The sequence below is a fragment of the Tardiphaga sp. genome (genome assembly GCF_028290785.1).
Taxonomy (GTDB): domain Bacteria; phylum Pseudomonadota; class Alphaproteobacteria; order Rhizobiales; family Xanthobacteraceae; genus Tardiphaga.
Genome location: NZ_JAQGJD010000119.1, coordinates 1 through 12,131 on the forward strand (window position 1 = coordinate 1; position 12,131 = coordinate 12,131).

The following is a 12,131-nucleotide window of genomic DNA, read 5'->3' on the forward strand; positions in this document are numbered from 1 at the left end:
TCCGATGCAGTCGGCGTTGCGTTGGTGGTGTCGTTGTCGTTGGCCTGCTTCAGGTCACGGTCGGTCACGCAACCCTGCCAATTATTGGTGCTGTAAGCTGTCCACGTCTTGCTCGCAGCTTTGCAAGTGGCCTTGGTGTAGTATTGCGTACTGCTGCAGTTGCCATAGTCGTTCGAGTCGGAGTTCCTGTAATTACCGGGAAGCCGGGCGTGCCAGTCTAGCCAGGCGGCCGACTTGTTCGAGGTTCCAACGTTGACCATCTCGTTGAACGGGATGATCGAAATATAGACGTCGGCGGTCTGGGTTGCCGACGCTTTCAGGGTATCGATCAGCTTCTTAGCCGCGGTCTTCATCGCCGCGAGCTTGCCGTCGTCAGCCATCGAGCCGGTGACGTCGAGTGCCATCGCCACGCGCAACCGGGTTGATCCCCAGGTCGAGGTCGAACTGGCATTGACCGGAAGCTGAGTGAAGCCTGCAACCTTCATAAAGGAAGTTGGCAAACTTCCCGTCGTGTTCACCACGACCGTGGAGGTGCCATCTGATGACTTGGCCGTATAAGTCGCGGTCACCGTGATGTTGCTGACGCCGGCGGCCGAATACAGTGCTTTGAAATACGCCTCCGCCTTGGTTTGGATGTCGGTCGCTTTGATGGCGCCAGCCGCAAAATCCTTGGACACCATGAGCGCGGCGGAATCCGCTGCCCCCTGCATGGCGGAGCGTGCAGCGCTGGCCCTCGCATAATCGACGGCGGCGCCGACGAAGGCCAGCAAGGGAACAAGGGCGATCGCGAAGATGACGGCGATGTTGCCGCCCTCGGCCTGGGCAAACCGCGCCAGCGGCCTCTGTCGACGTGAAATCATCCGAATAGACATTGCCATCACCAGAAGCTGTGTTTCTGGTCGGCTTTTCGACCCCCGGGGCTGAACAGGTGGTAAAGCGCGGCTGATAAAATCGGTAAATTGCCGTCTATTGGGCGCGCTGACTGATTCCTTGCGCGCCATGGTCAACGGCCGCTAAAGCGCCGACCCGCGATTTTGGCTAAATCGACCAGGATCGGTTAACCCTTGCGAGGTGGTGGCGCACCGCCGCTCCGGCGCGGAGCTGGGTACAAGCCGTCTTCCTGCGCTTGCGGACAGGCGCGCCGGAACCCATATTCACACCGTCGGTCCAGCCGATGGGACGGCGCCGATCAGGAGCGGCGATCCGGCAAGTTTACCCCAGATCGGGATGGCATCCTTGCGAGGCCGTCCTTTGGGACTGTGCAATTCCTGTGGGGACTTCGAATACACACGCCATGTTCCAGACAGATTCCAAATTCACGCCACACGCGATGCAGATGCCCGTTGTTCAGCCTGTCCTCAAGCGCGCAGCCCACGACCGGCCGGTCGGGATGGCCGACGACGAAGGTCGCTCGGGCGCGCCAGCCGGGCCGACCACGTCGGTCATCACCAAGGTCAAGCCGAAGACCAAGAAGCCGAACCTTTATCGCGTGCTGATCCTGAACGACGATTACACGCCGATGGAGTTCGTCGTTCACGTGCTGGAGAAATTTTTCCAGAAGGATGTCGAGGCGGCGACTCAGATCATGCTGCACGTCCACCACCACGGAATCGGCGAGTGCGGCATTTTCACCTACGAGATCGCCGAGACCAAGGTGACGCAGGTGATGGATTTTGCGCGCAAGCACCAGCACCCTTTGCAATGCGTGATGGAAAAGAAGTAGCCTCTCTGCGAGCCCCGGAAGTGGGAACGGGTCTTGCATTGATATGAGCCGGAGCTTCGGCGTGTCGTCGGCCAGTCATCCCCGTGGATTCTGGCGCAGGGGATGCATCGACTCAGGAGAGACACCAAGCATCGGGAACCCCATCTTCCGCCACGATCATACGTACCTATATGAAATGTTCCTGTTGCCTGCGGCGGCAACGACGATCATGATGGCGGGGGCCAAAGAGGACGCGGAATGCCAACTTTTTCTCAAAGCCTAGAACAATCGCTGCATCGCGCGCTCTCGATCGCGAACGAGCGACATCACCAATATGCCACCCTGGAACATCTGCTGTTGTCGCTGGTCGATGACTCCGATGCGGCTGCGGTGATGCGGGCTTGCAGCGTCGATCTCGACAAGCTGCGTACCAGCCTGGTGAATTATCTCGAAACCGAATTCGAAAACCTGGTGACGGATGGTGCCGATGACGCCAAGCCGACCGCCGGTTTCCAGCGCGTCATCCAGCGCGCCGTGATCCATGTGCAGTCGTCGGGCAGGGAGGAAGTGACCGGCGCCAATGTGCTGATCGCGATCTTCGCCGAGCGCGAAAGCCACGCCGCGTATTTCCTGCAAGAGCAGGACATGACGCGCTACGACGCGGTCAACTACATCAGCCACGGCATTGCCAAGCGTCCCGGCGTCTCGGAAGCGCGTCCGGTGCGCGGCGTCGATGAAGAGACCGAGACCAAGAATGGCGACGACAGCAAGAAGAAGGGCGAGGCGCTCGATACCTATTGCGTCAACCTCAACAAGAAGGCGCGTGACGGCAAGATCGATCCGGTGATCGGACGCAATTCCGAGATCAACCGCGCGATCCAGGTGCTGTGCCGCCGCCAGAAGAACAACCCGCTGTTCGTCGGCGAAGCCGGCGTCGGCAAGACCGCGATCGCCGAAGGCCTCGCCAAGCGCATCGTCGATAGCGAAGTGCCGGAAGTGCTGGCGGCTGCCACGGTGTTCTCGCTCGACATGGGCACGCTGCTGGCCGGCACCCGATACCGCGGCGACTTCGAGGAGCGCCTGAAGCAGGTGCTCAAGGAACTCGAAGCGCATCCGAACGCGATCCTGTTCATCGACGAGATCCACACCGTGATCGGCGCCGGCGCGACCTCCGGCGGCGCGATGGATGCCTCGAATTTGCTCAAGCCTGCCTTGGCTTCGGGCACGATCCGCTGCATGGGATCGACCACCTACAAGGAATACCGCCAGCACTTCGAGAAGGATCGCGCACTGGTGCGCCGGTTCCAGAAAATCGACGTCAACGAACCGACCGTCGAGGACGCGATTGCGATCCTGAAGGGGCTGAAGCCTTATTTCGAGGACTACCACAAGCTGAAGTACACCAACGAGGCGATCGAAGCCGCGGTGCAACTGTCGTCGCGCTACATCCACGACCGCAAGCTACCGGACAAGGCGATCGACGTGATCGACGAATCCGGCGCGGCGCAGATGCTGGTGGCCGAAAACAAGCGCAAGAAGACCATCGGCATCAAGGAAATCGAGACCACGATCGCGACCATGGCGCGGATTCCGCCCAAGAGCGTGTCGAAGGACGATGCCGAGGTGCTGCGTCATCTCGAGAGCACGTTGAAGCGCGTGGTGTTCGGCCAGGACAACGCCATCGAGGCGCTGTCGGCATCGATCAAGCTGGCCCGCGCCGGTCTGCGCGAGCCGGAGAAGCCAATCGGCTCCTATCTGTTCTCGGGCCCGACCGGTGTCGGCAAAACCGAAGTGGCGAAGCAACTGGCGGCGTCGCTCGGCGTCGAACTGATCCGCTTCGACATGTCGGAATACATGGAACGCCATACCGTCTCGCGGCTGATTGGCGCGCCTCCGGGCTATGTCGGCTTCGACCAGGGCGGCCTTTTGACCGACGGCGTCGATCAGCATCCGCATTGCGTGGTACTGCTCGACGAAATCGAGAAGGCCCATCCGGATCTCTACAACGTGCTGCTGCAGATCATGGATCACGGCCGGCTCACCGATCACAACGGCAAGCAGGTCAACTTCCGCAACGTGATCCTGATCATGACCACCAATGCGGGCGCTGCCGACATGGCACGCCAGGCGTTCGGCTTCACGCGCAGCAAGCGGGAAGGCGACGACCACGAGGCGATCAACCGGCAGTTCGCACCGGAATTCCGCAACCGTCTCGATGCCATCGTCTCGTTCGCGCATCTCAATGCCGACGTGATCGGCATGGTGGTGGAGAAGTTCGTTCTGCAGCTAGAGGCCCAGTTGGCCGATCGCGACGTCACGATCGAACTGTCCGAGCCCGCCAAGGCCTGGCTGGTGAAGCATGGTTACGACGAGCAGATGGGCGCGCGGCCGATGTCGCGCGTGATCCAGGAGCACATCAAGAAGCCGCTCGCCGACGAACTGCTGTTCGGCAAGCTGAAGGACGGCGGCCACGTCCGCGTGGTGCTGATGACCGACGAGCCGGTGCTCGGCGTCGAACAGGAGCGGATCGGATTCGAATATGTCGATGGTCCGGTGACGCCGAAGCCGGAGAAGCTGCCGGGCAAGCGCACGACGGTGCGCAAGCCGAAGCCGGGCGGTCCCGGCGGATCGAAAGGTCCCGCCAAGCCGCTGGTCAAGGCATAGGCTTCAGGCGACTTAACAAACGAAAACGGCCGGCGAGAAATCGCCGGCCGTTTTGGTTTGCGATGTCGGTGCAGCCGTCATTGCGAGTAGCGAAGCGACGCGGCAATCCAGAGCCACAGGCGAAGACTGGATTGCTTCGTCGCAAGGGCTCCTCGCAATGACGGGGAGGGGACGATGCTCGACCGCCTATTGCCCCAGCAAATCGTTGATCTTGCGCTGCAGCTGCCGCTTTTTCTTTTCAGACTTGCGCAGCCGCTCTGCGAGATCGGAGACCGGCGCAATCTGGTCCGACGGATCGGTGAAGGCGACGCCGACGATGTTGTCGCGCCACCAGATGATTTTCGCGAGAAACGATTTGCCCTTGCGCGCGATCGCCAGCGAGATCTGTTCCTTTGGCAGCCGCGCGCCGCTCTTGAATTCGATGCGGGCGCCATGCTCCGAGATGTCGCGCACGACGCAGTCCTTCGGCGGCCGGGCATCGCTGGACGCGATGCCGCCAAAGATCACCTTGTCCCGCACGTCCTTGCGACGCTCATCCATCTTGCATCTCTCCCTGTCCGCCGCCGGACTGTATCCGGTTGTGCAAGGCAGGGAAGTCGGGGACGGCGAGACGTGTCGTTAACGTAAACCAAGTGTTGCCGGGCAGGGTTGGAAAGCCGGCGTTACGCCGCCGTTTCGCGCAGGCCGCGCGCGACGGCCTTCTGGGCGTCGAATTCGGCGCGGCGCCGCGCCAGTTCTTCGGCGCCGAGCAACGCGACATTGTTGTAGTCGCGCTTCCAAGCGACGTCGGCGCGCCAGCGCAGCGGAGACTGCACCGTGGTCTGCGGCCCCGCCGCCGATTCCAGCACGCGCAGCGCCAGGTCCAGCGTGAACGCCTGCGAGTCCTTGTCATGCGGCTTGCCGGCGGAATTGCCGAGCGGGAAGTCGCTGAACAGGAACCGCGGCACGGCGGCGTGTTCGACGATGTCCTTGGCGCAGCCCATTACCACGGTAGAGATGCCGTTGGCCTCCAGATGCCGCGCCACCAGGCTGATGGTCTGGTGGCAGACCGGGCAGTTCGGCACCAGCACGGCGGCATCGACGCCGTCGGCGCGGCAGCGCGCCAGGATTTCCGGCGCATCGGTTTCGATCGTGACCCGGTGGCTGCGGTTCGTCGGCGCGCCGTAAAAGCGAGGCGCGACTTCGCCGATCCGTCCGGCGGCAAGTGCGTGGAGCGCGGGCAGCGGAAACCAGGTGCCGCTGTCGTCCGCCGTGGTATGCACGCGGTCATAAGCAATGTGCGAGATGCGCAGGTCGTGGCTCTGCGAAGTGTCGCCGTCATAGACCTGGTAGAATTTGGCACCGCCATTGTATTTAGCGCCCGGGCCCTGATCGCCGCGTGCGGGATCGAACGGCGCGGCGGTGGTGACGATGGCCACGCGCGACTGCGCCAGCGGCTTTCGCAACGGCTGGAACGGCGCATCGATATAATGCGCCCAGCGGTAGGGGGTGTCGTAGCCGATCGCCATGTAATAGTCGCGGGTGCGCGCCATATAGGGGATCGGCACGTCATCTTCGGCGGCAAAGCCGGGCTTCATCTCGGTCATGATGGCCTCCCGTTTCCGCCCCATTTCATTCATAGCTAGCTGCTTCGATCCCGGTGTCAAGAACCGCAGGACCCGATGACACGACGCGCGGCCATCATCTGCCGGATGCTTTGCATGGCCACTTCGTTGCTGGCGGCGCTCGCGCCTGCGCGCAGCGAGGAGGCGCTGTCGCCCCAGGAGTTGGCCAAGCCCGGCGCGGACCGGATGATGCCGATGGTTACGGAAACGCCAGGCAAGGCCGCCGATACCGCGCGCGATTCCGGCACGCGCGAGTCGATGTGCCTGATGATCGAATCCGCGGCCAGGGCCAGCGAACTGCCGCTGGAATTCTTTGCCCGCGTGATCTGGCAGGAGAGCCGCTTTCAATCTGACGCCGTCGGTCCCGTGACCCGCAACGGCCAGCGCGCGCAGGGCATCGCGCAGTTCATGCCGGGCACCGCGAACGAGCGGCGGTTGCTCGATCCGTTCGATCCGGTACAGGCGCTGCCGAAATCGGCGGAATTCCTCAAGGAGTTGCGCGGCCAGTTCGGCAATCTCGGCCTCGCGGCGGCGGCCTACAATGCCGGGCCGCGCCGCGTGCAGGACTGGCTCGACGGCAAGGGCTACATGCCCTCGGAGACCCGCAACTACGTGTTCGCCATCACCGGCGCGTCGGTGGACGACTGGCAGGCCGCCGGCCGCAACGGCAAGACGCCGGAGCGGCTGCCGACCTCGAACTGCCGCGAATTGATGGCGCTCCTGCGCCGGGCGCCGAATCCGTTCATCGCGCAACTCGAGCAGCGCGTAAAGCTAGGCGAGAACAGGCCGTGGGGCGTGCAACTCGCCGGCGGCTTCAACCGAGACCGCGCACTGGCCAGTTACGCGCGGGCGATGGTGCGGCTGCGTCCGGTGATCGGCGACCGCGATCCGAATTTGTTGAGTTCGCTGTACCGCAGCCGGGGAACGCGGACCTTCTACCAGGTGCGGATCGGCGAGGACACGCGCGTTGCGGCAGACGATCTTTGCGGCCGGATCCGCCGTGCCGGGCAGGCCTGCCTCGTACTGCGCAATATGAACGTGCGAAGTTGATCCCTCAGTACGCCGAGCGCCATCGATCGACCTGCTGCAGCAGTTCGCGGCTGGCGCGTTCGCTAGCACGCAGCCGCAGCGCCCAGTCCAGCGGCATCGGTGTCGCGACCTGCCGGGGATTGCGGAACACGAAACCTGCATGGTCGCCACGTCGCCAGATCATGCGGGCGCGAAAGACGAGGCCCTTCCGGTCGATGGTCAGATCGACCTCATCGGTGATCAGGGGAGTGCCGCCGAACTCCACCCTGGCGCCTCCGTGAGAGAAGTTGCGGACCAGGCAGTCCATGGTCGATTGTCGGCCGTTGAAGGCGATCCGGCCGCCGTAGAACACCCGACCACGGCAACTCTTTCGTCGATCCAGCATAGTGCCATCCCCCGTTACCACCGTACACTACTTGAGGTAGCGTGGGGACGAACAGGGGTCGTTCGGATAAACGGTTTGTTAAGGTAAACGGGCCGCTTGACCGCTGCCGCTTTTGGCTGCGTATGACGGTAAAGCCGCTCAAGAAAAACAAGGACGTTCGTGGCGCTGCCTGCACTGGACTCACCGAACTGGCAAGGCACCGCCGCTGCATTTGCGCTTGGCCTGCGCTCGGTCGTCTCGACCATTTTGACGCTGGTGCTGTTCGCCACCTATATCGGCATCGGCGCGCTCGCCCATGATACGCACTTTAGTCTTTTCTGGGCGCTCGCCTCGACGCTGTTCGTGTGGGCCGGACCGGCGCAGATCATCCTGCTCTCCACGCTTGGCTCCGGCGCTACCGTGATCCAGGCGGCGCTGGCGGTGGCGGTCAGTGCGATCCGGCTGTTTCCGATGGTGGTGTCGGTGCTCCCGATGCTGCGCATGCCGCAGACCCGCAAGCGGCAATTGATCCTGCCGTCGCATTTCATAGCCGTCACTCTGTGGGTGGAATGTTTTCGTCTGCTGCCACAGGTACCGCGCGAACGCCGCATCGCTTTCGTCAACGGGCTCGGCAGCGGCCTCGTTGCGATGTCGATGACCGCGACGTTGATCGGCTATCAGCTCGCCGCCAACCTGCCGTCGCTGTTCGGCGCGGCAATCCTGCTGCTGACGCCGCTGGCGTTCCTGTTGTCCACCGCGCGCAATTGCCGGCAGCTTTCCGACGTGGTGGCGCTGGTGCTGGGCATCGCGCTGTTTCCGCTGGTGTCGCTGCTGCACACCGGTGTCGATATCCTGATATCAGGCGTCTCCGCCGGCACTATTGCCTACGGCGTGCACCGGTGGCGGCGACGGCCATGAGCGATTTCATCGGCGACTGGCATTCCCTGCTCGTGCTGCTGCTCGCCGGCTTCCTGCCCAACGAGGTGTGGCGGATGCTCGGCCTGTGGCTCGGCGGCGGCATCGATGAAGAATCGGAGCTGCTGGTGTGGGTGAGGGCGGTGGCCACCGCGATCCTTGCCGGCGTGATCGCACAGATCCTGGTGCTGCCGCCAGGCGCGCTGGCCAGTATTCCGGCAGAGCTGCGTTATGGCGCGGTGGCGGTGGGCGTCGTGGTGTTCATGGTGACGCGGCGATCCATTCTGTTCGGCGTCGTCAGCGGCGAACTGGTGATGATCGCAGGCAAATGGTGGCTTGGCTAAGCCGCGACTACGCTTGCACTGCGACGCGCGTCGCGTACTGTCCGGCCAATTCAAAAAGTATAACGGGGAAGCTATATGAAAGCGCGCGCCGGCTCCGCCTGGATATCCTGTCTGGCCGTCATGGCGATGGCCTTGGCGGCGCCGTTCGCCCGTGCTGCGGAATATCCGACGCGCCCCATCAAGCTGATCGTACCCTATGCCGCGGGCGGCCCGACCGACGTGCTGGCACGGCTGGTGGCGGACTATCTGGGTCGCGATCTCAAGCAGACCACCGTCGTCGAGAACAAGCCGGGCGCTCAGGGCGCCATTGCCGCGGAGGTGGTGTCACGGGCCGACCCGGACGGCTACACGCTGTTCGTCACCGCCGCCTCGATCATGGTCCTCAATCCGCTGCTCTACAAAAAGCTGCCCTACGATCCGCAAAAGGATCTGAAGATGCTTTCGGTTGTCACCGACCTGCCGGTGGTGCTGGAAGTGCATCCCTCGGTGCCGGCCAAAACGGTGCAGGAGTTCGTCGCTTACGCCAAGGCCAATCCGGGCAAGCTGAACTTCGGCTCGGCGGGCACCGGCGGCACCATCCATCTCGCCGGCGAGATGTTCAAGCAGATCACCGGCGTCGAGATGACGCACATTCCCTACAAGGGCGCAGGGCCCGCGCTGACCGACCTGTTGTCGGGCAATATCCAGGTGATGTTCGACACGTTATCGACCGCGCTTCCGCCGGTGAAGTCCGGCATGCTGCGGCCACTGGGCGTGTCCTCGGCGCAGCGCAGCCCCGATCTGCCGGATGTGCCGACGGTGGTGGAAAGCGGTTATCCGGACTATGTCGTCGGTGTCTGGTTCGGCGTCGCCGCGCAGGCCAAACTGCCCGACGACATTTCCGACAAGGTCAGCGCCAGCCTCAACCGCGCGCTGGACGATCCCACCTTCCGCGCCTCGCTGGAGAAGATTGGTTTCCCGGTGCTGCGTCCGAAGACACCGGCGCAGATCGTGGAGTTCGTCAACGAGGATCGGGCGCGGTGGTCGAAGGTGATCAAGGCGCAGAACATCTCGCTGGATTGAGGCGGGTGAACGATGGTTCGTGAGAGCGAAATCCGCGTCGGTGAAACCGTCGTCGAGGCGCCGAAGCCGAACAATGCCGGCCTGGTGTATATCGGCCGGATCCGGACGCCGTGGACCTCGCGGCTGGAAACGCCGCGGCAGGGCCGCCATGACGGCCCGGTGTGCCGGCTGGAAATTTTCGAGCCCTGGGTGCCGGCGTTGCAGGGCCTCGACCTCTACAAAACCCTCGAGGTGATCTACTGGCTGCATCTGTCGCGTCGCGATCTCGTGCTGCAGAGTCCGAAGAACGACGGCCAGGCCCGAGGCACCTTCTCGCTACGCTCGCCGGTGCGGCCGAACCCGCTCGGCACCTCGCTGGTGAAACTGGTGGGAATCGAGGGATCGACGGTTTTCGTGCGCGGCCTGGACTGTCTCGACGAGACGCCGCTACTCGACCTCAAACCGGACCGTTGCGAGTTCACGCCGCTGGCGCCGCCGCAGCCGGGCGATTTCCAGACGGAGTGATTTCGTAGGATGGGTTGAGCGTTTGCGAAACCCATCGTCGGCGGGTGATGGGTTTCGCAAGCGCTCAACCCATCCTACGGCACATGCGCTACAACGCCGCCAGCGCCGCGATCAGTTTGGTGGCATTGTCTTCCAGTACCTTGGGGTCTTCCTTGCGGCTCGCGGCCGGCAGCAGGCCGACATTGTCGTGGCGCGGCATCACATGCATGTGCAGGTGAAACACCACCTGGCCGCCGGAGGCCTCCGAGTATTGCGCGATGGTCATGCCGTCGGCCTGGAACGCCTGCTTGGCCGCCTGCGCGATCTTGTGCGCGCCGCGGGCGACGTGGGCGAAATCTTCCTGGGCAATGTCGAGGATGTTGCGCGCCGGCGCCTTGGGGATCACCAGCGTGTGGCCGGGGGTGCGCGGCATGATGTCGAGGAAAGCGATGACGTGGTCGTCCTCGTAGACCTTGTAGCAGGGAAACTCGCCGCGCAGGATCTTGGCGAAGATGTTGTTGGGATCGTACGCGGTCATGGGGCCTCCCGGAATTTCGGCGACTGTCGCCGCCATGCCTGAATCGGTCAAGCCCGCCTTGGGGATCAAGCCGGCTCTTCGTCGCTGCGTTCGATGTCGCCCTTGCGGAACGGCCCGGCCTCGGTCAGTTCGCGCACCGCCTCGGCCACATGCGCGCGCTCGTGCTTGAGGTAATCGGCGACGGCGCGGCGAAAGCCGGGGTCGACGATGTAATGCGCGGAGTAGGTGGTCTGCGGCAGGTAGCCGCGCGCGATCTTGTGCTCGCCCTGGGCGCCGGCCTCGACCGTCTTCAGGCCGCGCCGGATCGCGAAATCGATGGCCTGGTAATAGCAGACCTCGAAATGCAGGAACGGGTGATGCTCGACCGCGCCCCAATGCCGGCCGAACAGCGTGTCGGAGCCGATGAAATTGATCGCGCCGGCGATCCATTTGCCGTCGCGTTTCGCCATGATCAGGGCGACGTCCTCGGCCATGGTTTCGCCGATCAGTGAATAGAAGGCGCGGGTGAGGTACGGCCGGCCCCATTTGCGCGAGCCGGTCTCCATGTAGAAGGCGAAAAAGGCGTCCCACGCGTCCTCGGTAATGTCTTGGCCGGTCAGCGCGTGGATGGTGATTCCGTTGGCTAGCGCATCGCGCCGCTCCCTTTTGATCGCCTTGCGGTGCCGCGAGTTCAGTGTCGCCAGGAAATCGTCGAAGGTCGCGTAGCCCTCGTTGCGGAAATGAAACTGCTGGTCGGTGCGCTGCAGAAAACCCCTGTCGGCGAGAAACTTCCACTCGTTCTCTCGCGCAAAGGTGACGTGCACCGAGGACGCTTGGGTGGCGTCGGCGAGTCCGACAAGGCCGCCGGCCAACGCCGCGCCGACGCGCTCGGCGTCGCTGGCGTCGCGGATCAGGAGCCGCGGGCCGGTGGCCGGCGTGAAGGGAACGGAGGCCTGCAGTTTCGGATAATACTGCCCGCCGGCGCGCTCATAGGCGTCGGCCCAACCGCGGTCGAACACGTATTCGCCTTGCGAATGCGATTTCAGGTAGCACGGCACGACGCCGACGATGGCGCCGGCGCGCTTGGCGATCAGGTGCCGAGGTCCCCATCCGGTGCGCGCGCAGGCCGAATTCGATTTCTCAAGAGCAGATAAAAAAGCGTGCGAAACGAATGGGTTGTAGCCGATTTTGGAAGTGATGCAGGCACCGTCATCGCGGGCCGGCGAAGCCAGCGTGTCGAGGGCCAGAAGGTCGCCGAGGTCGGCCTGCGAGGTGGCGCAGGCGTCCCAGTCCGCGGCCGGGATCTGGCTGATGGAGGAGACGGCTTCCAGCGTTATGTCCGACGATGTCATCAAGCCCCGGTCAGTTGCGATCAGCCATCGCGGTGACCGTTTCTAGAATTGTGCATCGCGCTAACGACTTCAAGGGTCAGGCTTCCGGCACAAAC

General features: G+C 63.5%; 13 protein-coding genes. 7 read left to right on the plus strand and 6 right to left on the minus strand.

The genetic code is table 11. The features are described 5' to 3' along the window. Positions 1-1,001 (minus strand): pilus assembly protein (locus tag JWR89_RS06625; RefSeq protein WP_299713347.1); only part of this gene is annotated, 1,001 nt, incomplete at its 3' end. A 389-nt stretch (positions 1,002-1,390) separates the two neighbouring features. Here JWR89_RS06625 and clpS point away from each other — a divergent pair. Together clpS and clpA are read left to right on the plus strand one after the other, a co-directional pair. Next, complete coding sequence (gene clpS / locus JWR89_RS06630; RefSeq protein WP_299713379.1) at positions 1,391-1,723, plus strand: ATP-dependent Clp protease adapter ClpS; 333 nt, start codon at positions 1,391-1,393, stop codon at positions 1,721-1,723. A gap of 237 nt (positions 1,724-1,960) precedes the next feature. Further along, the gene (clpA, locus tag JWR89_RS06635) at positions 1,961-4,366 is read left to right on the plus strand and encodes an ATP-dependent Clp protease ATP-binding subunit ClpA (protein WP_299713350.1); all 2,406 of its coding nucleotides are present in this window, start codon (positions 1,961-1,963) and stop codon (positions 4,364-4,366) included. 186 nt (positions 4,367-4,552) lie between these two features. Here the strand turns inward: clpA and JWR89_RS06640 are convergent, their stop codons facing one another. Together JWR89_RS06640 and JWR89_RS06645 are read right to left on the minus strand one after the other, a co-directional pair. Beyond that, positions 4,553-4,906, minus strand: a complete 354-nt coding sequence (locus tag JWR89_RS06640) for a PilZ domain-containing protein (RefSeq protein ID WP_299713353.1) — start codon at positions 4,904-4,906, stop codon at positions 4,553-4,555. A 122-nt stretch (positions 4,907-5,028) separates the two neighbouring features. Beyond that, the gene (locus JWR89_RS06645) at positions 5,029-5,952 is read right to left on the minus strand and encodes a glycine/sarcosine/betaine reductase selenoprotein B family protein (RefSeq protein WP_299713356.1); all 924 of its coding nucleotides are present in this window, start codon (positions 5,950-5,952) and stop codon (positions 5,029-5,031) included. Positions 5,953-6,156: 204 nt separating this feature from the next. Here JWR89_RS06645 and JWR89_RS06650 point away from each other — a divergent pair, with 204 nt between their 5' ends. Beyond that, on the plus strand, positions 6,157-7,020 hold the full coding sequence (locus JWR89_RS06650; RefSeq protein ID WP_299713382.1) for a transglycosylase SLT domain-containing protein: 864 nt from the start codon (positions 6,157-6,159) through the stop codon (positions 7,018-7,020). A 4-nt stretch (positions 7,021-7,024) separates the two neighbouring features. Here JWR89_RS06650 and JWR89_RS06655 read toward each other — a convergent pair whose 3' ends face one another. Continuing rightward, positions 7,025-7,384, minus strand: coding sequence for a PilZ domain-containing protein (locus JWR89_RS06655; protein WP_299713359.1), 360 nt, complete (start codon positions 7,382-7,384; stop codon positions 7,025-7,027). A 159-nt stretch (positions 7,385-7,543) separates the two neighbouring features. Here JWR89_RS06655 and JWR89_RS06660 point away from each other — a divergent pair, with 159 nt between their 5' ends. The 4 genes from JWR89_RS06660 to tsaA all read left to right on the plus strand — a co-directional run bounded on the left by JWR89_RS06660 (position 7,544) and on the right by tsaA (position 10,188). Further along, complete coding sequence (locus JWR89_RS06660; RefSeq protein ID WP_299713362.1) at positions 7,544-8,281, plus strand: AzlC family ABC transporter permease; 738 nt, start codon at positions 7,544-7,546, stop codon at positions 8,279-8,281. Then, entirely contained in the window at positions 8,278-8,622 is a 345-nt protein-coding gene (locus tag JWR89_RS06665) for an AzlD domain-containing protein (RefSeq protein ID WP_299713365.1), read from the plus strand. Before JWR89_RS06660 ends, JWR89_RS06665 begins: the two co-directional genes overlap by 4 nt. Before the next feature lie 75 nt (positions 8,623-8,697). Beyond that, entirely contained in the window at positions 8,698-9,684 is a 987-nt protein-coding gene (locus JWR89_RS06670) for a tripartite tricarboxylate transporter substrate binding protein (RefSeq protein WP_299713368.1), read from the plus strand. 12 nt (positions 9,685-9,696) lie between these two features. Further along, positions 9,697-10,188 (plus strand): tRNA (N6-threonylcarbamoyladenosine(37)-N6)-methyltransferase TrmO, encoded by a 492-nt coding sequence (tsaA, locus tag JWR89_RS06675; RefSeq protein WP_299713371.1) that lies wholly within the window; start codon positions 9,697-9,699, stop codon positions 10,186-10,188. Between the two features lie 88 nt (positions 10,189-10,276). On the opposite strand, the gene JWR89_RS06680 is transcribed toward tsaA, so the two are convergent. Continuing rightward, entirely contained in the window at positions 10,277-10,705 is a 429-nt protein-coding gene (locus tag JWR89_RS06680; protein ID WP_299713374.1) for an HIT family protein, read from the minus strand. Between the two features lie 65 nt (positions 10,706-10,770). After that, complete coding sequence (locus tag JWR89_RS06685) at positions 10,771-12,036, minus strand: GNAT family N-acetyltransferase (RefSeq protein ID WP_299713376.1); 1,266 nt, start codon at positions 12,034-12,036, stop codon at positions 10,771-10,773. Positions 12,037-12,131 lie beyond the last annotated feature (95 nt).

Excerpts from the sequence above, each read along its gene's own strand:
- clpA (WP_299713350.1), top strand. The coding sequence starts at position 1,961 with ATGCCAACTTTTTCTCAAAGCCTAGAACAATCGCTGCATCGCGCGCTC.
- JWR89_RS06645 (WP_299713356.1), bottom strand. The coding sequence starts at position 5,952 with ATGACCGAGATGAAGCCCGGCTTTGCCGCCGAAGATGACGTGCCGATC.
- JWR89_RS06655 (WP_299713359.1), bottom strand. The coding sequence starts at position 7,384 with ATGCTGGATCGACGAAAGAGTTGCCGTGGTCGGGTGTTCTACGGCGGC.
- tsaA (WP_299713371.1), top strand. The coding sequence starts at position 9,697 with ATGGTTCGTGAGAGCGAAATCCGCGTCGGTGAAACCGTCGTCGAGGCG.
- JWR89_RS06665 (WP_299713365.1), top strand. The coding sequence starts at position 8,278 with ATGAGCGATTTCATCGGCGACTGGCATTCCCTGCTCGTGCTGCTGCTC.
- JWR89_RS06680 (WP_299713374.1), bottom strand. The coding sequence starts at position 10,705 with ATGACCGCGTACGATCCCAACAACATCTTCGCCAAGATCCTGCGCGGC.
- JWR89_RS06650 (WP_299713382.1), top strand. The coding sequence starts at position 6,157 with ATGATGCCGATGGTTACGGAAACGCCAGGCAAGGCCGCCGATACCGCG.
- JWR89_RS06670 (WP_299713368.1), top strand. The coding sequence starts at position 8,698 with ATGAAAGCGCGCGCCGGCTCCGCCTGGATATCCTGTCTGGCCGTCATG.
- JWR89_RS06685 (WP_299713376.1), bottom strand. The coding sequence starts at position 12,036 with ATGACATCGTCGGACATAACGCTGGAAGCCGTCTCCTCCATCAGCCAG.
- clpS (WP_299713379.1), top strand. The coding sequence starts at position 1,391 with ATGGCCGACGACGAAGGTCGCTCGGGCGCGCCAGCCGGGCCGACCACG.
- JWR89_RS06640 (WP_299713353.1), bottom strand. The coding sequence starts at position 4,906 with ATGGATGAGCGTCGCAAGGACGTGCGGGACAAGGTGATCTTTGGCGGC.